The sequence below is a fragment of the Methylobacterium frigidaeris genome (assembly GCF_022179185.1).
GTDB classification, from domain to species: domain Bacteria; phylum Pseudomonadota; class Alphaproteobacteria; order Rhizobiales; family Beijerinckiaceae; genus Methylobacterium; species Methylobacterium frigidaeris.
This window is the reverse complement of record NZ_BPQJ01000014.1, coordinates 152,943-172,940: the sequence shown is the minus strand read 5'-3', so window position 1 is coordinate 172,940 and position 19,998 is coordinate 152,943. Positions and strand designations below refer to the sequence as shown.

Sequence of the window (19,998 nt, the reverse complement as noted above, 5' to 3'; positions counted from 1 at the left end):
TTCAACGGCTTCTAGTCGTCACACTCCGTCCCCGCGGCGGAGCGGAGCCCGGCCTCACGGCCGGGCTCTTTTTCATGTCCCGGTCGGCACTTTCACGCTGAACTTCACCTCGCGCAGGGCGAAGTTCGAATGGATCTGCTGCACCGCCGGGCAGGAGAACACCGCCTCCTGCAGGAAGCGCTCGTAGTGCTGCGCGTCCCGCACCACGACCCGCAGCAGGTAATCGGCCTGCCCGGTCGTCGAGAAACATTCCAGCACCTCGTCCCGGCGCCCGATCACGCGCTCGAACTCCGCCACGCCCACCCGATCGTGCTTGGCGAGCGTCACGTGGGCGAAGACGCATTGGCCGTGGTCGAGCGCTGCCGCGTCGACGAGCGCGACGTAGCCGCGGATGATTCCCCGCTCCTCCAGCGCCTTCAGGCGCCGCCAGGTCGGCGAGGTCGAGAGACCGATCCGTTGCGCGAGGTCCTGCACCGAGAGGCGCGCATCGTCCTGCAGCGCGTCCAGGATCGCCCGCTCGAAGCGGTCCGGCGCGTCTCCCCGTTCAGGCATGGGCATGTCCCGTTTCGGCGTTTCCGGTACCATTCGTACCTGTGCGAGCGCTCTTGCGAAAGCAGAGAGGCAGATTTTGCCTTGAAGAGCGGCATAGCCTGACGGCGAGGAGATCCCGCCGATGCCCGAGCTCGACCGCGCCTACCGCCTCGACGACCGTTTCGACCGCTCGACCGGGCGGGTCTACATGACCGGCACGCAGGCCCTGGTCCGGCTCCTCCTGGCTCAAAGCCAGATCGACCGCCGCGACGGGCTCAACACCGCCGGCCTCGTCTCCGGCTATCGCGGCTCGCCTTTGGGCGCCGTCGACCAGGAATTGTGGCGGGCGAAGGATCGCCTCGCGCAGGCCGGAATCCGCTTCCAGCCCGGCATCAACGAGGATCTGGCGGCGGCGGCGCTCCTCGGCAGCCAGCGCGTCGCCCTCGATCCGGCCGCCACCGTCGAGGGCGTGTTCGGCCTCTGGTACGGCAAGGGCCCGGGGGTCGACCGCTCCGGCGACGCCCTCAAGCACGGCAACGCCTATGGCTCGTCACCGAAGGGCGGCGTGCTGGTCGTCGCCGGCGACGACCATGGCTGCGTCTCCTCCTCAATGTCGCACCAGAGCGACTTGGCGCTCGCGGCCTGGCACATGCCGGTGATCCACCCGGCCTCCATCGCCGAGTACGAGGCCTTCGGCCTCTGGGGCTTCGCCGCCTCACGGGTCTCCGGCGCCTGGGTCGGCTTCAAGGCGATCTCCGAAGTGGTGGAGGGCGCGGCCTCGGTCGAGCTCTCGCCGCTGCCGTCCTTCGCGGTGCCCGATTTCACCCCGCCGCAAGGCGGCCTGCACATCCGCTGGCCCGACCTGCCGAGCCTCGCCATCGAGGCCCGCGCGCTGCAGAAGCTCGAGGCGATCCGCGCCTTCGCCCGGGCCAACCCCCTCGACCGGCTGGTGGTGGCGCCGCAGCGGCCCCGCCTCCTCGTCGTCACCGTCGGCAAGGCCCATGGCGATGCGATGGAGGCCTTCCGGCTCCTCGGCCACGATCCGGCTTCGCTGAGCGCCGCCGGGATCGCCATCATGAAGGTCGGGCTCGTCCATCCCCTCGACGTAGCGGGCCTCTCAGGCGCCGCGGCGGGCGTCGAGACCGTGCTGGTGATCGAGGAGAAGGCGCCGCTGGTCGAGCGGCAATTGCGCGACGGGCTCTACGATCTCCCCAGCCCATACCGCCCCCGCATCCTCGGCAAGCGCGGTGCGGAGGGCCGACCCCTCGTCCCGGAGGTCGAGGAGCTGCGTCCCTCGCGCCTCGTCGGGATCCTGGCGGAGGCCCTGCGCGCTCTCGGCCTCGCCGTCGCCGAGCCGGAGACGATGCCCGCGCAACCCGCCTCCGGGCCGCTGCCGGTGCGCACGCCGTATTTCTGCTCCGGCTGCCCGCACAACACCTCGACCCGGGTGCCCGAGGGCTCGCAGGGCCGGGCCGGCATCGGTTGCCACTTCATGGCGAACTGGATGGACCGCGACACCACCGGCATCGTGCCGATGGGGGTCGAGGGGGTCGACTGGACCGGCCAGGCGCCCTTCACCCGCCAAGCCCACGTCTTCCAGAATCTCGGCGACGGGACCTACTTCCATTCCGGCCACGCGGCGATCCGGCAGGCGGTCGCGAGCGGGGCCAACATCACCTACAAGATCCTCTACAACGACGCCGTGGCGATGACCGGTGGCCAGCCGGTCGACGGCGTGCTCACCGTGCCGCAGATCACCCGCCTGGTGACCGCGGAGGGGGCACGCCGGGTCGTCGTGGTATCGGACGATCCGGGCCGGGTGGCGCAGGCTGCCGTCCGCGACCCCCTCGGCCCCGGCGTCACGGTGCATCATCGCGACGACCTCGACGCCGTGCAGCGGGAGCTGCGCGAGACCTCCGGCGTGACGGTCCTGGTCTACGACCAGACCTGCGCCACCGAGGCGCGCCGGCGGCGCAAGCGGGGTCTCGCCGCGCCGCCGGCTCGGCGCGCGGTCATCAACCCGCTCGTCTGCGAGGGCTGCGGCGACTGCCAGCAGAAATCGAACTGCCTCTCGGTGGTGCCGGTCGAGACCGAGTTCGGCCGGAAGCGCGCCATCGACCAGACCGGCTGCAACAGCGATCTCTCCTGCCTCAAGGGCTTCTGCCCGTCCTTCGTCACGCTTGCGGGTGCGACGCCGCGGCGCCGGCCCGGCGTCGCGGTCGACCCCGAGACCGTCGCGTCCCGCGCCGCCGCGCTGCCGGAGCCCGACACCGTCCTCGGCGCTGCCCCCTACGAGATCCTGGTCGCCGGCGTCGGCGGCACCGGCGTGGTGACGGTGGGCGCCCTCATCACCATGGCGGCCCATCTCGAAGGACGCGGCGCCAGCGTGCTCGACTTCATGGGCTTCGCCCAGAAGGGCGGGCAGGTGCTCTCGTTCGTGCGGCTCGCGGCAGATCCGGGCGCGCTCCACCAGGTGCGGATCGACCGCGGCCGGGCCGACGCGATTCTGGCTTGCGACCTCGTCGTGGCGGCGAGTGCCGACGCGGCGGCGGTGATCGATCCCGCCCGCACCCGCATCGTCGCCAACACCCACGAGATCCCGACCGGCACGACCCTGCGCGACCCGAAGGCCCGCATCGACACGCGGATGCTGGAAAACCTGCTCGCCCGCCGGGTCCGCGCCGGGGCGCTGCGCGGCCTCGACGCGCAGGCCATGGCCGCGCGCCTGATCGGCGACGCGCAAGCCGCCAACGTGCTGCTCTTGGGCTTTGCCTGGCAATGCGGGCTGGTGCCGGTCTCGCGCGAGGCCCTCGACCAGGCGGTGACGCTGAACGGCGTCGCGGTGGCGGGCAACCGGCTGGCGCTCGCCTGGGGCCGGCTGCTCGCCGCCGATCCGGCCTTCGTCACATCGCATCTCGCGCCGGACGCCGTGCCGGCGCAGGACCTCGATGCCGTGGTGGCGCGCCGGGCCGAGTACCTCGCCGCCTACCAGGACGACGCGTACGCCGCGCGCTACCGCGCCCGGGTCGCGGCGGTGCGGGCGCGGGGCGGCGACGCGCTGGCCGAGGCGGTCGCCCGCTCCCTGTTCAAGCTGATGGCGATCAAGGACGAGTACGAGGTGGCCCGCCTCCAGTCCGATCCAGCCTTCCTGGCGCGTCTCGCCGACGAGTTCGACGGCAAGGTGCGGCCGACCTTCCATCTCGCGCCCCCGTTCCTCGCCCGGACGCGACCCGGCGAAGCCGAGCCGCGCAAGATGGCCTTCGGTCCGTGGCTGCTGCCGGTGCTGCGCGGGCTCGCCGCTCTGAAAACCTTGCGTGGCCGGCGCCTCGATCCGCTGCGGCTGATCGCCGAACGGCGGGAGGAGCGGGCGGTGCTGGCGGATTACGAGACCCAGATCGATGCCGCCCTCGCCCTCGTCGGCCAGGCCGATCCGGCGGCGCTTCGCGACCTCCTCGCCGCGCCCGAGGAGATCCGCGGCTTCGGCCCGGTCAAGGCGCGGGCAATCGCGGCCTGGCGGGCGCGGAGCGACGCGCTGCTGGCGGCGGCCCGGGCCGGTAACGATTCCGGGGCGCCGCTGTCGCAGGCGGGGTAGTTCGGCATCCGCCTGCGTCGGCGGGCCGGATTGCGGCCGGGCGGGGCCTCGCGTAGGCGGGGTCCAACACCTCGCCACCGCTCCAGGTCGCCCCATCAAGGTTTCCCGCCATGCGCCGCCGCACCCGCTCCTTCGTCGGGGCGATCGTGATGATCGCCTTCGTGTTCATCTACGCGCCCCTCGCCATGGCGCTCGCCGACAGCCGCATCGCCCAGACGCCGCCGCTGGTGCAGTCCGTGCTCTACGCGATCCTCGGGCTCGCCTGGATCTTCCCGTTGATGCCGCTGATCCGCTGGATGGAACGGCCCGACCGCGACCCGGCCTGACGCCTTTCCGATGTCCGGGATGGTGCAGAGGCCGGGTTTTCGCCAAAATGGGCTGCGAAACTCTCGCGTCGCGGCCGTCCGGCCCGCGCTCTCCCGCTTCGCCATCCTCTCGATACCCGCAAGGCAGCCCCAGGCCCATGCGCCACGCGCTCGCGTTCCTCCTCCTTCTCGGTCCCCTCGCCGGTGCCGCCCTGGCGCAGGGCGCGCCACGCTCCGTCGGCGATTGCGAGCGCATCAAGGGTGACCTCGCCTATAACCAGTGCCTCTCGCTGTTCGGCCCTGCCGCGAAGGGCGTCGCCGCCGCGGCCGCGGCAGTCTCCGCAGCGATTCCGCGCCTGCCGGAGCCCCCGAGCCTCGCCGAGGCGGTGGAGCCCGCCCCCCGCGGCCGCCGCGGCTGGACCGGGCGCCTGCGCGGCGGACGCCAGAGCGCGAGCTTTGCGGTGATCAGCGGCGGTGAGCGCCGTCATTACCGCCGCCGGCGCCACCGCTGAGCCTCACCCGACATTGAGCCGCCGCCCCCGGTTCCAGACCAGGAACGGCACGCCGGAGAGCAGCGCGCGCAGGGCCGCGTCGGTCTGGAAGCAGCCGTTGACCGAGACCCGCGGCAGGGCGTGCAGATGCGCGGCATGGCCCGGGAAGAGGTGGCCGGGCCGGGTCGTCACGGCGGTACGGTAGCCCGCCTCGCGGGCGAGCGCGAATTCTCTCGCACCCGCAGAGCCCGGATCGCCGACCGGGTAGGAGAAATGCTCCGGCACGCGGCCGAGCAGGTCGCCGAGGCGCGCCCGCCCGTCGACGATCTCCCGGCGGGCGGCGGCGGCCTCGTGCTTGGCCAGCATCGGGTGGGACAGGGTGTGAGCGGCGAGCGTCACCGCCTCGTCCCGGACAAGCTCGCGCAACTCGCTCCCCGACAGGCACAGTTCGCCGGCGATTTTCGCCGCATCGATCCCGGCCTCGACGCACAGGCGCAGGGCCGCGGCGCGTAACGCCTCCTCCGGCCCGGCCCGCAGGGCGCGGTAGGCCTCTGCGAACGCGGCGGATTTCTGCGCGTCGTCCCGGGCGGGCAGGTCGAGCCCGACCTCCGGCAGCCGTACCCGATCGAGGATCCGGATCGCCCGCTCCAGCTCGATCCACCACAGCCGGCCGATCCCGGTGGCGTAGTCGTGGGTCACGAACAGCGTCCAGGGTGCGCCGTGGCGGCGCAACACCGGGGCCGCGTGTTCCAGGTTGTCGCGGTAGCCGTCGTCGAAGGTCAGCACGGCGAAGGGCTCCCCGTCCTCGGCCAGCCGCCGCGGCAGGTCCGACAGGGGGACGATCGCGAAACCCCGCGCCCGCAGGGCCGTCAGCGTGCGGTCGAGGAAGGCCGGGGTGATGGCGAGCAGCCGGTTCGGCGCGTAGGCGCCCGGCGGCGCCTCGTCCGGGCGGACGTGGTGGAAGGTCAGGATCACGCCGCGGCCGCGGGCGGCGGGGGCGAGCCAGCGGTCGGCCCCGGTGGCCGCGATGGCGGCGAAGCCGGCATGGAACAGGCGGTGGCGGGCGCGGACGGACAACATGACCGCAGGATGGCCGCGATCGGCCAAAGCTTCGTTACGGCGTTTGCGGATTCTGCACGCTTGCCCGCTAGGTCATGACGGGATGGGCGAGGTGGAGCGATGGGCGGTACGATGCAACTCGCGGCGGAGGGCGTGGCGGCCGGACCGGCGCCGTCCCTCTCCCTGACGCCCGAGATTTTTCCGAGCCTCGCAGCGGCCGAGGCGCCCTGGCGCGCGCTCGAGGCGGCGCCCGGCGTGGTCATGACGCCCTATCAGCGCTTCGACTGGGTGGCGGCCTGCGCCCGCCTGCTGCCGGAGGGGGCGCGCGCCTGCCCGGTGCTGCTGCGCGATCCCGCCGGGCGGCCCGTCGCGCTGCTGCCGCTGTTCACGCACCGCGAGGCCGGCATCCGCGTCGCGCGGGTGATCGGCGGCCGGCACGCCAACTACCACATGCCGCTCTTCGCCGGCCCGGAGGCGATGGCCCTGCCGGACGAGGCCTATGCCCGTGCCCTGCGCCGCGCAGGCGTGGAGGCCGGCATCGACGTGATCCACCTGCCAGACCAGCCCAGGCTTTGGAACGGCGTGCCGAACCCGCTGGCGAAAGGATCCGCCTCGCCGAGCGACGCCTACGGCCTGGCGCTGGAGGCCGACCCGGAGGCCGTGCTGAAGCGGTGCTTGAGCGGCGACGCCAGGCGCAAGCTGCGCCAGAAGGAGAAGTGGCTGGTCGCAGCGCATGGGCCGGTCGCGCACCGGGTCGCGGCGGACGAGGCCGACGGCGAGGCGATCCTGTCGGCCTATCTCGCCCAGAAGGCGGTGCGTTTCGCGAGAAGCGGCATCCGCGATCCCTACGCTGATCCGGCGGCGCGCGACTTCCTCAAAGGGGCACACCGGGCCGGAGCCCTGGAACTGCACGCCCTGCGCACGGAGGGCGGGCGCATCCTCGCCACCTTCGTGGGCGCGGTCGACGCGACGCGCTTCAGCGGCATGCTGACCTCGTTCGACCCGGATCCGACCCTCGCCCGCTTCAGCCCCGGCGACCTGCTGCTCCAGGCCCTGATCCGCGACCAATCCTTGCGCGGCCGCACCGCCCTCGATCTCGGCGTCGGCGAGGCGCGCTACAAGGCCAGCATCTGCGACGAGACCATCGCGCTCGTCGATGCGGTGATCCCGGTGAGCCTGCGCGGCCGGGCCTACGGAGCGGTGGCCGGGGCGGGCGGGCGCCTGAAGCGGCGGATCAAGCGCGATCCGCGGCTCTGGGCGCTGGTCGGGCGGGTCCGCAAGGCGATGGCGCGGTCGGCCTGACGCGTCAGGACACCGGCCCCGACACGCCCGCCTGCGCGAAGGTCGCCATCTCGCGGTGGCAGGCCACCGCCGCCTTGACGATCCCGAGCGCGAGCGCCGCGCCGCTGCCCTCGCCGAGGCGCAGGCCCAGATCGACGAGCGGGCGCATCCCTAAGCGCTCCAGCACCGCGGCGTGGTCTCCCTCCGCCGAGACGTGACCGGCGAGGCAATGGTCGAGGGCGCGGGGATCGACGGCGTGGAGGAGCGCGGCAGCGGCGGTCGAGACGTAGCCGTCGATCACCACCGGCACCCGCTGAAGCCGCGCCGCCAGGATCGCGCCGGCCATGGCGGCGATCTCGCGGCCGCCCAGCCGCGCCATCACCGCGAGCGGATCGTCGAGCTGGCCCTGGTGACATGTCAGCGCCGCCTCGACCGCCGCGACCTTGCGGGCGTAGCCCGCCTCGTCGACACCGGTGCCGCGGCCGACCCATCGGGCCGGCTCGCCGCCGTAGAGCGCGGCGTAGATCGCTGCGGCCACCGTGGTGTTGCCGATGCCCATCTCGCCGACGGCGAGCCCGTCGGTGCCCGCCGCAACCGCCTCCATGCCGAACGCCATCGTGGCGACGCAGGCCTTCTCGGTCATCGCCGGCTCGGTCGTGATGTCGCCGGTCGGCATGTCGATGGCGAGGTCGAAGACCTTGAAGCCGAGCCCGTAGGCGGCGCAGATCTGGTTGATCGCCGCGCCCCCGGCGGCGAAATTGTCGAGCATCTGGCGGTTGACCGCGGACGGGTAGGCCGAGACGCCCTGCGCCGCCACGCCATGGCTGCCGGCGAAGACGCAGACCAGCGGCCGGTCGAGGCTCGGCGGCGCCTTGCCCTGCCAGGCCGCCATCCAGGCGGCGAGGAATTCGAGCCGGCCGAGGCTGCCGGGGGGCTTGGTCAGCAGCGAATCGCGGGCCGAGACCTCGGCGGCGGCGGCCTCGTCCGGCCCCGGCATGGTGGCGATCAGGCGGCGGATGTCGTCGAACGGGGCGGCGTCGGTCGGGGTGTCGGCCATGGGTCGGTTGTCCTGCGGGAGCGCCCCCCTCGCGGGGGGAAATCCGCCTGCGGGGCTATCGTGAGGCGTGCAGATACAGCAAAATGGTGGCCAGGGGCGAATCCGCAGGTTCAGGGTGCCTTCATCGAGGTGTGTCGAGGGATGGCGACGGAATCGAGTGCGGGGTCGGACCGATCCGACGATCTCGGCGACGACGAGTTCGAGCCGCCTGCGCCTCCGTCCGGACCGTGGCCGCCCCTCGCCGATCTCGCAGCCTGCCTGCGCTTCTACAGCCGCCTGCCGGTCCCGGCCCTGCCGGGCGAGATCGACGCTCATGCCGCGCCCGACTTCCGCACCGTGCCCCGGATGCTGCCGCTCGCCGGCCTGGTGATCGGACTGGCGGGTGCCATCGCGCTCGCGGCGTCCCTGGCGCTGGGGCTCGGCCCGTTCCTCGCCGCGACCCTGGCGCTCGCCTTCACCACCCTGGTGACCGGGGCCCTGCACGAGGACGGCCTCGCCGATGTGGCAGACGGGTTCGGGGGCGGCACCACGGTGGCCCGGCGCCTCGAGATCATGCGCGACAGCCGCATCGGCGCCTACGGGGCCGCTGCCCTGGTCCTCTCCTACGCGCTGCGCATCGGGGCGCTGGCGACCCTCGCCGACCGGATCGGCTGGCGCGTCGCCGTAGCCTTCCTGATGGCGGCGGCGCTCTCTCGCACTGCCGCCCTGTGGCCGCTCTGCCACCTGCCCCCGGCCCGGCCGGACGGCGCCGCCCACGCGGTCGGCCGGCCGACGGGAGCGACCCACGCCACCGCCTGGGCGCTCTGCCTCGCCGTCCTGGTGGCCGCCGCTCTCATCGGCCTGCCCTGGCTGGGCCTGTGCCTCGCCGGCCTGCTGGCGTTCCTCGCCGCCTGGACCCTGACCCGCATGGCCGCGCGCCTCGTCGGCGGCCAGACCGGCGACGTCATCGGGGCTTGCCAGCAACTGGCCGAGATCGCCGCCCTCCTCGCCCTCGTGATCGCGATTCCCGCCTGATGCCCGCTTCCTCTCCCTGCATCCGCCTCTGCGTCCTCGATCCCGTCACCGGCCTGTGCGAGGGCTGCGGCCGCAACCGTGACGAGATCGCCGCCTGGGGCAGCCTGTCCGAGCCGGAGCGGCTGCGCATCATGGCGGGGCTGCCGGCGCGGCTGGCGGCCGCCACCCCCGAGCCGGAGTCCGAGCCGGCCCCGGCCCTGGCGTGATCCCATGCCGGGCGCCGTCGGCATCGGGCTCCTGCTCCTCGCCTGTGCCTACGCGCTGAACGCCGTCGGCGGGCGCGAGGTGGCGGGGCTGCGCCCGGACGAGGCGGCCGGGCTCGCCGCCGCCGGTGGCGCCGCCCTGATGGTGCTGAACGGCATCGGCCACCGCTTCCGGTCGGGATTCGGCGAGGGGCTCGTGGCGCTCCTGCTCTGGTGCGGCATCGGTGCCGGGGCCGCGGGCCTCTACGCCTATCGCGACGCGGCCCGGGACATGGCGTTCCGGGCGCTGGCTGAGATGAACCCGGGCGAGCCGGTGCCGGGGCGCGGCGACGAGGTGGTGATCGCCCGGAGGATCGATGGCGGCTTCACGGTGCAGGCCAAGGTCAACGGCCGCCTGCAGGCCTTCGCCTTCGATACCGGCGCGAGCGCGGTGGTGCTCACCGCCGAGAGCGCGGCCCATCTCGGCCTCCACCCGGGCCCGGGCGCCTACCGGATCCAGGTCCAGACCGCCAACGGCCGCACCGCCGCGGCCCCGGTGGTGCTCGACACGGTGGCGATCGGGTCGATCACCGAGACGCGCGTCGCTGCCCTGGTGACCCGGCCGGGGGCCCTGAGCGTGAACCTGCTCGGGATGAGCTTCCTGGAGCGGCTGAACTCGTACGAGGTGCGGGGCAGCCGGTTGATCCTGCGCGGGGCACGGGGGTGAGCGGCACCCTCCCCCTTGCATTACGCCGGCGAGGCCAGCGGCTTGCCCTTCTCGACGATGTAGGTGCTGACGAGGCGCACCGGCTTCGCTCCGCTCTTCGAGCCGGCATGGGGCACGCCCGCCGGGACCTGGAAGCCGTCGCCGGCCTTGAGGACGCGGGTCGGCTGGCCCTCGATCGGCAGCTCGATCTCGCCCTCCAGGATGTAGCCCGACTCGATGCCCGGATGGGTGTGGCGACCGACGAGCACGCCGGGCTCGATCTCCACCTCGGCGGTGATGGTGACGTAGCCGGGAGCCGGCCCCTCGGTCTGGCCCAGCACCCGGCGTTTCACCCCCGGCGTCGCCGCGGGCGGCGTCTGCGCCTCGGCCTCGATGGCGAGAATGCCGGTCAGGCTGCAGAGCGCGCACGAGGCGAACCCCGCGAAACCGCGGCGCGTCAGCATGGTGTTCCTCCCGTCAGTCGCGCTCTCTTCGGTCGGCGCGGTCGGGGGAGTTTGCGCGCGTGCGGATGACAGTCAAGGGAGGGCGATAGACTGCGATCCGCATGCCCAGCGAAGCAACGCGCGGATGCGAGCCTGCCGTAACATTATAACGCCGACAATTACGAGGTCGTCCCGGCGCCGCAGGGCGGAACCGGGACAGCCTGAGTTGTACAGGTTGTCGGCGCCGTCCTCAGCGCTTGCCGAGCATCTCCATCGGCGTCCGATAGGTCTCCCGCGCCGTGAAGATCGAGACCGCCGCGATCCCCGCCGTGGCGGTGACGAAGAGCGCTACCGGGACCCAGCCGGTCGGGCCGGTGCCGAGCAGGGCGGCGCTGATCACCGGGGCGAAGCCGCCCAGCGCGAAGCCGATCTGCGTGCCGATCGCCATGCCCGACAGGCGTACCTTGGTGTCGAACATTTCGCCGTAGAGCGACGGCCACACCCCGTTGGCGGCGCTGTAGACCACGCCCGAGAGCAGGATGCCGAAGCAGAAGATCAGCGGCAGGTTGCCCTGGCTGATCGCCCACATGTAGGGCCAGATCAGCGCCGCGGAGCCGAGCGCGCCGAAGATGAAGACCGGGCGGCGGCCGACCCGGTCGGAGAGCGCCGCGAAGGCCGGGATTGCGCCGAGCGCCACGACATTCGCCAGGATCAGCACCGTCAGCATCGTCGAGCGGTCGATCTGCATCGTGTTGACGGCGTAGGACAGGGTGAAGACGCTGAAGATCGTGCTCACCACCGAGACGAGCGCCGCGAAGATCACCCGCAGCACGTCGGCCCACTGGGTGCGGAACAGGATCGCGACCGGCAGGCCCGCCTTCTCGTGGGTGTGCTCCTCCTGCTCCTTCTCGAAGACCGGGGTCTCCGGCAGGGTGCGGCGGACCCAGAAGCCGACCGCGACCACGACGGCGCTGAGGAAGAACGGGATGCGCCAGCCCCAGGACATCATCTGCGCCTCGGGCATCTGGGTGATCGGCAGGAAGACAAGCGTCGCGAGGATCAACCCGGCCTGGGTGCCGCTCAGGGTGAAGCTGGTGAAGAAGGCGCGCTTGTTGGCGGGCGCGTGCTCGAGGGTCATCGAGTTGGCGCCGGCCTGCTCGCCCGCGGCCGAGATGCCCTGGAGCAGGCGGGCGATGACGAGCAGGATCGGCGACAGGATGCCGATCTGGTCGTAGGTCGGCAGGCAGCCGATCATGAAGGTCGAGATGCCCATCAGGAGCAGCGTGAAGGTGAGCACCTTCTTGCGGCCGAAGCGGTCGCCGACATGGCCGAGGGCCACCGCGCCGAGCGGCCGGGTGATGTAGGCGACGCCGAAGGTCGCGAATGAGGCGATCGCCGCCGCCTGCGGGTTGTTCGGCGCGAAGAACAGCTTCGGGAAGATCAGCGCCGCAGCCGTGCCGTAGATGAAGAAGTCGTAGTATTCGACTGCGCTGCCGATCCAGCTTGCGAGCGCGGCCTTATTCGGAGTCTTCACGGCCTCGGGCTCGGCGACCGCGGCAGCGGCCCCCGGAAAGATGGAGGAGGACATCGGGCGTTTCCTGTGAGGAGAGGGAGAGGGCGGGCCCGTTGGCTCGGGCCGCATGGTTGCGGATGGGAGACGTCTCAGGCGGCCCGCCCGAGCTCGGCGAAGTGGCGGAGCATCCGCTCCGGATCCGGGGTCAGGCCGGTGATGAGCCGGAACGCCTCGACCGCCTGGAACACCGCCATGCCGCCGCCGTCGAGGGTGCGGCAGCCGATCCGCCGCGCCTCGCGCAGGAGCGCGGTCTCGAGCGGGAAGTAGACGATCTCGGCGACGAACAAGCCGGGATGGAGGTATTCGACCGGCAGCGGCAGGCCCGGATACTTGTCCATGCCGGTCGGCGTGCAGTGGACGAGGCCGTCCGCCGCCGCGACGTCCGCCGCGAGGTCGGTGCAGGCCCGCGCCCGGCCGGCGCCGAAGCGCTCGCACAGGGAGGCGGCGACCGAGGCGGCCCGGGCCGGATCGATGTCGTTGAGGACGAGGTCCTTGACCCCGAGGGTGAGGAGCGCGTGGGCCACCGCCGCGCCGGCGCCGCCGGCGCCGAGCTGCACCACCTGGGTAAGGGCCACGTCCGGCAGGCCGCGCCGGAACGCCTCGGCGAAGCCCCACCAGTCGGTGTTGTGGCCGACGCGCTTGCCGTCGCGCAGCACGACGGTGTTGACGGCGCCCAGCGCCGCGGCGTCGGGCGACAGCTCGTCGAGATGGGCGAGCACCGCCTGCTTGCACGGATGGGTGATGTTGAGACCGGAGAAGCCCATCCGCTCGGCGGCCTGCAGCAGCTCGGGCAGGGCATCGGCGCCTAGCCCTAAGCGCTCGAGGTCGATCTTCTGGTAGAGGAGGCGCAGGCCCTGCGCGTCGCCCTCGTGCTCGTGCATCGAAGGCGTGCGGGAGGCTTGGATGCCGTTGCCGATCAGGCCGGCCAGGACGGATTTCGGGGCTGTGCCCATCACGGGCTCCTCTCTCGTCGCGTTCCTCAGGTGGCGCGATTGCGACGCGCTTGAATTCAAATGTACGAACCAGTACGTTCATGTCAACCCCGAAAGACGGCGAGCCGCTCGGCTGCCGCTTCGGTCTCGACGGAGCCGGCCCCGTTTGCGATGGAGAGCCGGCAGAGAACGGGAGAGCGCGCGATGAGGAAGGCGATCGCCACGGTGTCGCTGAGCGGCACGCTGATCGAGAAGCTGGAGGCGATCGCGGCGGCGCGCTTCGACGGGGTCGAGATCTTCGAGAACGATCTTCTGTTCCATACCGGCGCCGCCCGCGACGTGCGCCGCTACGCCTCCGACCTCGGCCTCTCGATCGACCTGTTCCAGCCCTTCCGCGATTTCGAGGGCGTCTCGGACGAGCAGCTGAAGCGCAACCTCGACCGGGCCGAGCGCAAGTTCGACCTGATGGAGGAGCTGGGCGCGCCTCTGATCCTGGTCTGCTCCAATGTCGGCACCGAGGTCTCGGACGACGACGCGAGGATGGCCGACCAGCTCTACCAGCTCGCCGAGCGCGCGGCGAAGCGAGGCCTGAAGATCGGCTTCGAGGCCCTGTCCTGGGGCACCAAGGTGCGCACCTTCGACCGCGCCTGGGGCATCGTCGAGCGGGCGAACCACCCGCATCTCGGCCTGATCCTCGACAGCTTCCACACGCTCGCGCTCCCCGACGACTGGTCGGGCATCGCGAGCCTGCCGGGCCAGCGGGTGTTCTTCGTCCAGCTCGCCGACGCGCCGCGCATCGGCATGAACCCGCTGACGCTCAGCCGCCACTTCCGCTGCCTGCCGGGCCAGGGCGACCTCGACGTGCCGGGATTCCTCCAGGCGGTCCTGGCCTGCGGCTACACGGGCACGATCTCGCTCGAGATCTTCAACGACGAGATGCGGGCCGCCCCGCCGCGCCAGACCGCGGCCGACGGCCACCGCTCGCTGCTGTTCCTTGAGGAGCGGGTGCGCCGCACCGAGGAATCCGCCGCGCAGGTTTCGCCCCAAACGGGCCCCTCCCCCGCCAAGCGGCCCCGCCGCCGGGTCGAGCTGTTCGATCCGCCGCTGCCCCCGGCCATCGCCGGCCACCGCTTCCTCGAGGTGGCGGTGGACGAGCGCTGCGAGGGCGCGCTCGCGCGGTTCCTCGGCCAGCTCGGCTTCACCCGGATGGGCCAGCACCGCAGCAAGGCGGTGACCCTCTACGGCCAGGGCGAGATCCGCATCGTGCTCAACCGCGAGCCGGATTCCTTCGCCTCGTCCTACTTCCTGATGCACGGTCCCTCGGTCTGCGCCCAGGCGATCGCCACCGACGACGCGCTCGCCGCCCTCGGCCGGGCCGAATCCTACGGCGCCACCCGCTTCGGCGGCCGGATCGGGCCGGACGAGAACACGTTCCCGTCGATCCGCGCGCCGGACGGCAGCCTGATCATCCTCACCGACCCGCAGACCGGGGGCGATTTCGAGCGCGACTTCGTGATGGACGAGGGCGCCGAGCCGTCAGGCCTGCTGACCCGGGTCGACCACGTAGCGCAGGCCCTGCCCGAGGGCCAGCTCGATTCCTGGGTGCTGTTCTACCGCGCGGTGCTCGGCCTGGAGCCCGAGGATTCGGTGGTGCTGCCCGACCCCTACGGGCTGGTGCGCAGCAAGGCGATGTCGAATGCCGAGCGCACCATGCGCCTGCCGCTCAACATCTCGGAGAGCCGCAACACCGCCACCGCCCGCCTCGTGACGAGCTTCGCGGGCGCCGGCGTGCACCATATCGCGCTGTCCACCGACGACATCGTCGCGGCCGCCGAAGGCCTGAAGGCCGCTGGCGTGACGCTGCTGCCGATCCCGGCCAACTACTACGACGACGTCGCGGCCCGCTTCGGCCTCGACGACGCCCTGATCGCCCGGATGCAATCGTTGAGCATCCTCTACGACCGGGTCGGCGACGGCGAGTTCCTGCAGCTCTACACGACGCCGTTCGAGGAGCGGTTCTACTTCGAGATCGTGCAGCGGAAGGGCGGCTACGACCTGTACGGGGCGCCGAACGCCCCGGTGCGGATGGCGGCGCTGGCGGCGTTGCGCGGGCCGAACCTGTCGCAGGTGCTGCGGTAGAACTTGGTCCCGGCCTTCGAAGACGTATCGCGGTCCCCCTCTCCCACTCGGGAGAGGGGATCCCGCGACTTTCTGGACTTGCCTGTTAGCCAGAACGAATTGACCTGCTCAGTTCTTCTTCTCGTCCGCCTTCGGCGCCGCCGCAGGGGCGGCAGTCGCCGCCGCGGTCTTCTCGATCTTGGCGCTCTCGCGCAGCTTGGTGATGATGTCCTGCTGCGTCTTGCGGGTCAGGTAGGCCTCGACCTGCTCCTTCATCTCGTCGAAGCTCGGCACCGGCTTGGTGCGCTTCTCCTCGACCTTGATGACGTGCCAGCCGAACTGGGTCTTGATCGGGTCGGAGATCTTGCCGGCCTCGAGCTTGAACGCCGCGTCGGCGAAGGGCGCGACCATCCGCTCCTTGGTGAACCAGCCGAGATCGCCGCCCTCGGCCTTCGAGCCCGGATCCTTCGAGGTCTCGGCCGCGACCTTGGCGAAGTCCTCGCCGCCCTTCAGGCGCGCGGCGATCTTCTTGGCCTCGGCCTCGTTGTCGACGAGGATGTGGCGGGCATGCACCTCCTCCTCGGGCTTCATCGCCTTGACGGTCTCGTCGTAGAGCGCCCGCTCGGCCTGCGGCGTCACCGCCTTCCTGGCCTCGCGCTCCAGGTACTCGTCGAGGAGGAGCTTGTCGCGGAAATAGGCGAGCTTGCGGACGAAGTCCGGGTTGTCGCCGATCTTGGCCTTCTCGGCCGCCTGAGCGCCGATCTTCAGGTCGACCATGTAGTCGACGAGGAGGCCCTTCTTCTGCGCCTCGTCGACGCCCGGGAGCGACAGGGCCGGGTCGTCGGCCGCCACCGCGAGGTCGCCGGCGGTGATCGGGGCGCCGTTCACTTTGGCCACGACCGTGTCGGGCGACGGGGTGGGGGCAGCGGCCGCGGGCGGCGCGGCGGGCGCAGGCTGCTGGGCGAGCGCGACGCCCGGCAAGAAGAGCCCGAGGGCGAGCGCGCCGCTGCGCCAGAGGGGGGAGAGGGTCGGCATGGCGTGATCCTTGGGGCCCGTGCGCGATGTCGGTTCTGGACCGGCGGACAGGTGGCAAAGATCGGCCGACAAGACAAGCGCCGCGCGCGCCGCAGCGGCAGGGCGACGGCCGGGCCCGGGATGTGCAGCGCCCCCGCGGATCCTCGTGATCCGCGGGGATGCGGGAGCGTGAGGGCTCAGTAGCCGGTCGAGGCGACCTCGACCCGGTCGCCGCGGCGGGCGAAGGCCACCGAGGCGGCGGCACCGTCCTGGGTGCCGGGCACCGAGAAGCTGACCACCTGATCGGAGCCGAGGGTGGTGATGACCCGCAGCGGGGTGGCCGCCGCGGCATCCGTCGGCGCCAGGGTGGCGACGACGCGCAGGCCGTCCTTCTCGACGGTGTAGTAGGCCGAGCCGCGCACCGGGCCGAGATCGAGGCTGTGGGCCTGGCGCGGATTCAGCTCGGCCGCGCCGGCGGCCGTCGCGAGGACGAGGCCGAGGGCGGTGAGGGACAGGAGACGCATCGGTGGTCCTGGGGTTCTGTCCGGCGCGAGGAGCGCGTCCGGAAAGCCGGGATTCGCCGGGAGCCCGCAGCTAAGCATTCATCATGATGCGGCGCAATAGAATTATGTTGCAATGCACAATGGGGTACCTGCACTTCCGGTCATCCGGTCGGGACCCTCCGGACCGTCCGGAGAGATGCCAAGAGCAAAACTGGTGTCGACCGCAATAGAACGCGCATCATCCCGTCTTCCATGTAGAGAGAAGGGGACCCTGCACCTGTTCCTGTCACGGACAGTCCTGCTTGCCCTCACAAGGGATGCGTCGGACCGTCCCCGGGCGCCGTGATCGGGGGATTACGTGACCTTCTGGCCACGCCGCCCTACCTGCCGACGGGCAGAAACCGCCATCCAGCCGATCGCCGCCGATCTCGGACGCCCATGAGACGCCCATGAGCACCTACCGCTTCGACAGGCTCCTCGCCCCGCGCTCCGTGGCGCTGGTGGGCGCGAGCGAGCGGCCGAACGCGTTCGGCGCGGCAATCCTGCGCAACCTGCGCGAGGCGGGCTTCGCCGGCCCGATCTGGCCGGTGAACCCGCGCCACGACAGCGTCGACGGGGTGCAGGCCTTCGCCGACCTCGCCGACCTGCCCGAGCCCGCCGACCTCGTGGTGATCGTCACGCCGCCGGAAACGGTGCCGGAGGTGGTGGCGACAGCGGGACGCCGGGGCTGCGGCGCGGCGGTGATCATCACCACCGGCCTCGGCAGCGGGCCGGGGTCGCTCGCCGAGGCGGCGCGGACGGCGGCGCGGCAGCATTCCCTGCGCCTCGTCGGCCCCGACAGCATGGGGCTCGCGGTGCCAGGGAGCGCCCTCAATGCCAGCCTGCTCGCCCGGGCACCGCTCCCCGGCGACCTGGCGCTGATCTCGCAGTCGCGCACGGTGGCGGCCGGCATCGTCGCCTGGGCGCAAGCGCGCGGCACCGGTTTTTCGGGGATCGTCTCGCTCGGCAACGCGATCGACGTCGACATCGCCGATTGCCTCGACCACTTCGCCGCCGACCTCCGCACCCGGGCGATCCTGCTCTCGATCGACAGCGTGACCGACGCGCCGAAATTCATGTCGGCGGCGCGGGCCGCCGCGCGGGCGAAGCCCGTGGTGGTCCTGCGCTCCGGCCGGCACGACACTACCCGGACGATCGACGGCCGTGCCGCCACCCATACGGGCATCCTCGCGCGCACCGACGCGGTCTACGACGCCGCCTTCCGGCGGGCCGGGCTCCTGCGGGTGCAGGACCTCGACGAGATGTTCTCGGCGGTCGAGACGCTGGGCCGCCAGCGTCCCTTCCCGGGGCGGCGCCTCGCCATCCTGACCAATGGCCGCGGCGTCGGCGCCATCGCGGTCGACCGGCTGCTGGACCTCGGCGGTACCCTGGCGGGCCTCTCGGACGAGACGCGGACGCGGCTCGCGGCGGCGGTGCCGGGGACGCACCCGAAGGCCTGGCGCAACCCGGTCGATATCGGGGCCGATGCCGACGGGCCGCGCTACGCCGCGGCGCTGGAGGCGCTGATCGCCGACCGGGACAACGACGCCGTGCTGGTCATCAACGTGCCCACCGCCCTCTCGGGCGGCTGCGCGGTGGCAACCGAGATCGTCGAGGCGGTGCGCCGCGGCCGCAAGGGCAGTTTCCGCGCCCGGCCGGTCTTCGCCGTCACCGTCGGCGACGACGTCGCCGGCGAGATCCTGAGCCGGGCCGGCATCCCGCGCTTCGCCACCGATGCCGACGCGGTCGAGGGCTTCACGCATCTCGTGCGCTACCGCGCGGCGCAGGACGATCTCACCACCACCCCGGCGGTGCTGCCCGACGACCTCGTGCCGGATGCGGGCGCCGCCCGGATGATCGTCGATCGCGTGCTCGCCGAAGGGCGCACCTGGCTCGACCCGCGCGAGATGGCGGATCTCCTCTCCGCCTACGGCATCCCGGTCCAGCCGGTGGCGCTCGCCCCCGACGCCGACGCCGCGGCGGAGGCCGCCTGGCCGATCATCGCCGCGGGCGGCACGGTGGCGCTCAAGCTCGCCTCGCCCGACGTCGTGCACAAATCCGATGTCGGCGGCGTGCGGCTTGGGCTGACCAGCGAGGCGGCGGTGCGGGAGGCGGCCGCCGAGATGCTGGCCCGGGTGGCGCTGGAGCGGCCCGGAGCCCAGATCACCGGCTTCGTCGTCCAGGCGATGCTGCGGCGCACGCAGGCGCGCGAGCTGATCGCCGGCCTCGTCGACGACCCGGTCTTCGGCCCGGTGGTGGTGTTCGGCCGCGGCGGCACCGCCGTCGAGGTGATCGACGACCGGGCGCTGGCGCTCCCGCCCCTCGACCGGCGGCTCGCCGCCGACCTCATCGGCCGCACCCGGGTGGCGCGCCGGCTCAAAGCCTATCGCGACGTGGCGGCGGCGGACGAGGCGGCGGTCGCCCTGGTGCTGGTCAAGCTCGGACAGCTCGCCGCCGACCTGCCGGAATTGCGCGAGCTCGACATCAACCCGCTGCTCGCCGACCGCGACGGCGTCATCGCGCTCGATGCCCGCGCCGCCGTGGCGCCGCTGCCGCCGGAGCGCCGGCGCGACGCGGGTACCGGCCCGAGCCATGCCCGCTTCGCCGTGCGGCCCTACCCGCGCGCCTGGGAGCGCCGCATCGTGCTGGACGGCCAGGCGATCCTGGTGCGGCCGGTCCGGGCGGAGGACGAGGGACTGTTCGAGGCCTTCTTCCGGCAGGTCAGCGCCGAGGATCTGCGCCTGCGCTTCTTCGCGCCGGTACGAGATTTCAGCCACGCCTTCCTGGCCCGCCTGACCCAGCTCGACTACGCCCGCGCGATCGCCTTCGTGGCGATCGAGGAGGCGAACGGCACGATGATGGGGGCGGTGCGCCTCCACGCCGACGCCAACCACGAGACCGGCGAGTACGCAATCCTGGTCCGCTCCGACCTCAAGGGCCTCGGCCTCGGCTGGGCCCTGATGGGCCTGATGCTCGACTGGGCGAGAGCCGAGGGATTGAGGGTCGTCGAGGGCCAGGTCCTGCGCGAGAACACCACCATGCTGGCGATGTGCCGCAAGCTCGGCTTTAGGTTGAGGACGGATCCCTCCGATCCCGACCTGATGCTGGTGCGGCGCGCGCTGACGGAGGAGAGTGCCGCGCCCGCCCCTTGAGACCCT

At 72.3% G+C, this 19,998-nt stretch carries 17 protein-coding genes; 9 read left to right on the top strand and 8 right to left on the bottom strand.

The features are described from left to right. Positions 1-72: 72 nt before the first annotated feature. The gene (locus MFF64_RS16655) at positions 73-552 is read right to left on the bottom strand and encodes an Lrp/AsnC family transcriptional regulator (protein WP_099901704.1); all 480 of its coding nucleotides are present in this window, start codon (positions 550-552) and stop codon (positions 73-75) included. Positions 553-673: 121 nt separating this feature from the next. Between MFF64_RS16655 and MFF64_RS16650 the strand changes: the two genes are divergently transcribed. From MFF64_RS16650 to MFF64_RS16640, 3 genes are all read left to right on the top strand, one after another. Continuing rightward, positions 674-4,123, top strand: a complete 3,450-nt coding sequence (locus tag MFF64_RS16650; RefSeq protein ID WP_238191593.1) for an indolepyruvate ferredoxin oxidoreductase family protein — start codon at positions 674-676, stop codon at positions 4,121-4,123. A 110-nt stretch (positions 4,124-4,233) separates the two neighbouring features. After that, on the top strand, positions 4,234-4,449 hold the full coding sequence (locus MFF64_RS16645; RefSeq protein WP_099902576.1) for a DUF2842 domain-containing protein: 216 nt from the start codon (positions 4,234-4,236) through the stop codon (positions 4,447-4,449). 137 nt (positions 4,450-4,586) lie between these two features. Beyond that, entirely contained in the window at positions 4,587-4,940 is a 354-nt protein-coding gene (locus MFF64_RS16640; RefSeq protein WP_099902574.1) for a hypothetical protein, read from the top strand. Positions 4,941-4,943: 3 nt separating this feature from the next. Here MFF64_RS16640 and MFF64_RS16635 read toward each other — a convergent pair whose 3' ends face one another. Then, positions 4,944-5,999: a polysaccharide deacetylase family protein gene (locus MFF64_RS16635; protein ID WP_238191591.1), complete on the bottom strand. Its 1,056-nt coding sequence runs from the start codon at positions 5,997-5,999 to the stop codon at positions 4,944-4,946. A gap of 99 nt (positions 6,000-6,098) precedes the next feature. Here MFF64_RS16635 and MFF64_RS16630 point away from each other — a divergent pair, with 99 nt between their 5' ends. Continuing rightward, on the top strand, positions 6,099-7,280 hold the full coding sequence (locus MFF64_RS16630; RefSeq protein WP_238191589.1) for a GNAT family N-acetyltransferase: 1,182 nt from the start codon (positions 6,099-6,101) through the stop codon (positions 7,278-7,280). Positions 7,281-7,284: 4 nt separating this feature from the next. Here the strand turns inward: MFF64_RS16630 and cobT are convergent, their stop codons facing one another. Further along, positions 7,285-8,316, bottom strand: a complete 1,032-nt coding sequence (cobT, locus tag MFF64_RS16625) for a nicotinate-nucleotide--dimethylbenzimidazole phosphoribosyltransferase (protein WP_099902368.1) — start codon at positions 8,314-8,316, stop codon at positions 7,285-7,287. A 141-nt stretch (positions 8,317-8,457) separates the two neighbouring features. On the opposite strand from cobT, the gene cobS reads away from it, so the two are divergent. Genes cobS through MFF64_RS16610 form a run of 3 tightly spaced genes read left to right on the top strand, consistent with a single transcriptional unit; the run spans position 8,458 to position 10,239 of the window. After that, positions 8,458-9,330, top strand: coding sequence for an adenosylcobinamide-GDP ribazoletransferase (gene cobS, locus MFF64_RS16620; RefSeq protein ID WP_099904093.1), 873 nt, complete (start codon positions 8,458-8,460; stop codon positions 9,328-9,330). After that, complete coding sequence (locus tag MFF64_RS16615) at positions 9,330-9,536, top strand: DUF1289 domain-containing protein (RefSeq protein ID WP_099904091.1); 207 nt, start codon at positions 9,330-9,332, stop codon at positions 9,534-9,536. The genes cobS and MFF64_RS16615 overlap by 1 nt, the downstream gene beginning before the upstream one ends. A gap of 4 nt (positions 9,537-9,540) precedes the next feature. Next, positions 9,541-10,239: a retropepsin-like aspartic protease family protein gene (locus MFF64_RS16610; protein ID WP_099904088.1), complete on the top strand. Its 699-nt coding sequence runs from the start codon at positions 9,541-9,543 to the stop codon at positions 10,237-10,239. Between the two features lie 20 nt (positions 10,240-10,259). On the opposite strand, the gene MFF64_RS16605 is transcribed toward MFF64_RS16610, so the two are convergent. The 3 genes from MFF64_RS16605 to MFF64_RS16595 form a co-directional block, all read right to left on the bottom strand. Beyond that, positions 10,260-10,682 carry a cupin domain-containing protein gene (locus tag MFF64_RS16605; RefSeq protein WP_099904086.1) on the bottom strand — a complete coding sequence of 141 codons (423 nt, stop codon included), beginning with the start codon at positions 10,680-10,682 and terminating at the stop codon, positions 10,260-10,262. Positions 10,683-10,911: 229 nt separating this feature from the next. Next, complete coding sequence (locus MFF64_RS16600; protein WP_099904084.1) at positions 10,912-12,249, bottom strand: MFS transporter; 1,338 nt, start codon at positions 12,247-12,249, stop codon at positions 10,912-10,914. A gap of 74 nt (positions 12,250-12,323) precedes the next feature. After that, entirely contained in the window at positions 12,324-13,187 is an 864-nt protein-coding gene (locus MFF64_RS16595; RefSeq protein ID WP_238191587.1) for a shikimate dehydrogenase, read from the bottom strand. Positions 13,188-13,370: 183 nt separating this feature from the next. Here MFF64_RS16595 and MFF64_RS16590 point away from each other — a divergent pair, with 183 nt between their 5' ends. Next, positions 13,371-15,305: a bifunctional sugar phosphate isomerase/epimerase/4-hydroxyphenylpyruvate dioxygenase family protein gene (locus MFF64_RS16590; protein WP_099904986.1), complete on the top strand. Its 1,935-nt coding sequence runs from the start codon at positions 13,371-13,373 to the stop codon at positions 15,303-15,305. Positions 15,306-15,413: 108 nt separating this feature from the next. Here the strand turns inward: MFF64_RS16590 and MFF64_RS16585 are convergent, their stop codons facing one another. Beyond that, the gene (locus MFF64_RS16585; RefSeq protein ID WP_099904984.1) at positions 15,414-16,319 is read right to left on the bottom strand and encodes a peptidylprolyl isomerase; all 906 of its coding nucleotides are present in this window, start codon (positions 16,317-16,319) and stop codon (positions 15,414-15,416) included. 176 nt (positions 16,320-16,495) lie between these two features. Continuing rightward, positions 16,496-16,822, bottom strand: coding sequence for a hypothetical protein (locus tag MFF64_RS16580; protein WP_099904982.1), 327 nt, complete (start codon positions 16,820-16,822; stop codon positions 16,496-16,498). 428 nt (positions 16,823-17,250) lie between these two features. Between MFF64_RS16580 and MFF64_RS16575 the strand changes: the two genes are divergently transcribed. Further along, positions 17,251-19,992 carry a bifunctional acetate--CoA ligase family protein/GNAT family N-acetyltransferase gene (locus tag MFF64_RS16575; protein WP_238191585.1) on the top strand — a complete coding sequence of 914 codons (2,742 nt, stop codon included), beginning with the start codon at positions 17,251-17,253 and terminating at the stop codon, positions 19,990-19,992. Positions 19,993-19,998 lie beyond the last annotated feature (6 nt).

What these genes read in the sequence shown, in the direction of transcription:
- MFF64_RS16655 (WP_099901704.1), bottom strand. Translation starts at nt 552, where the DNA reads ATGCCTGAACGGGGAGACGCGCCGGACCGCTTCGAGCGGGCGATCCTG.
- MFF64_RS16650 (WP_238191593.1), top strand. Translation starts at nt 674, where the DNA reads ATGCCCGAGCTCGACCGCGCCTACCGCCTCGACGACCGTTTCGACCGC.
- MFF64_RS16645 (WP_099902576.1), top strand. Translation starts at nt 4,234, where the DNA reads ATGCGCCGCCGCACCCGCTCCTTCGTCGGGGCGATCGTGATGATCGCC.
- MFF64_RS16640 (WP_099902574.1), top strand. Translation starts at nt 4,587, where the DNA reads ATGCGCCACGCGCTCGCGTTCCTCCTCCTTCTCGGTCCCCTCGCCGGT.
- MFF64_RS16635 (WP_238191591.1), bottom strand. Translation starts at nt 5,999, where the DNA reads ATGTTGTCCGTCCGCGCCCGCCACCGCCTGTTCCATGCCGGCTTCGCC.
- MFF64_RS16630 (WP_238191589.1), top strand. Translation starts at nt 6,099, where the DNA reads ATGGGCGGTACGATGCAACTCGCGGCGGAGGGCGTGGCGGCCGGACCG.
- cobT (WP_099902368.1), bottom strand. Translation starts at nt 8,316, where the DNA reads ATGGCCGACACCCCGACCGACGCCGCCCCGTTCGACGACATCCGCCGC.
- cobS (WP_099904093.1), top strand. Translation starts at nt 8,458, where the DNA reads ATGGCGACGGAATCGAGTGCGGGGTCGGACCGATCCGACGATCTCGGC.
- MFF64_RS16615 (WP_099904091.1), top strand. Translation starts at nt 9,330, where the DNA reads ATGCCCGCTTCCTCTCCCTGCATCCGCCTCTGCGTCCTCGATCCCGTC.
- MFF64_RS16610 (WP_099904088.1), top strand. Translation starts at nt 9,541, where the DNA reads ATGCCGGGCGCCGTCGGCATCGGGCTCCTGCTCCTCGCCTGTGCCTAC.
- MFF64_RS16605 (WP_099904086.1), bottom strand. Translation starts at nt 10,682, where the DNA reads ATGCTGACGCGCCGCGGTTTCGCGGGGTTCGCCTCGTGCGCGCTCTGC.
- MFF64_RS16600 (WP_099904084.1), bottom strand. Translation starts at nt 12,249, where the DNA reads ATGTCCTCCTCCATCTTTCCGGGGGCCGCTGCCGCGGTCGCCGAGCCC.
- MFF64_RS16595 (WP_238191587.1), bottom strand. Translation starts at nt 13,187, where the DNA reads ATGGGCACAGCCCCGAAATCCGTCCTGGCCGGCCTGATCGGCAACGGC.
- MFF64_RS16590 (WP_099904986.1), top strand. Translation starts at nt 13,371, where the DNA reads ATGAGGAAGGCGATCGCCACGGTGTCGCTGAGCGGCACGCTGATCGAG.
- MFF64_RS16585 (WP_099904984.1), bottom strand. Translation starts at nt 16,319, where the DNA reads ATGCCGACCCTCTCCCCCCTCTGGCGCAGCGGCGCGCTCGCCCTCGGG.
- MFF64_RS16580 (WP_099904982.1), bottom strand. Translation starts at nt 16,822, where the DNA reads ATGCGTCTCCTGTCCCTCACCGCCCTCGGCCTCGTCCTCGCGACGGCC.
- MFF64_RS16575 (WP_238191585.1), top strand. Translation starts at nt 17,251, where the DNA reads ATGAGCACCTACCGCTTCGACAGGCTCCTCGCCCCGCGCTCCGTGGCG.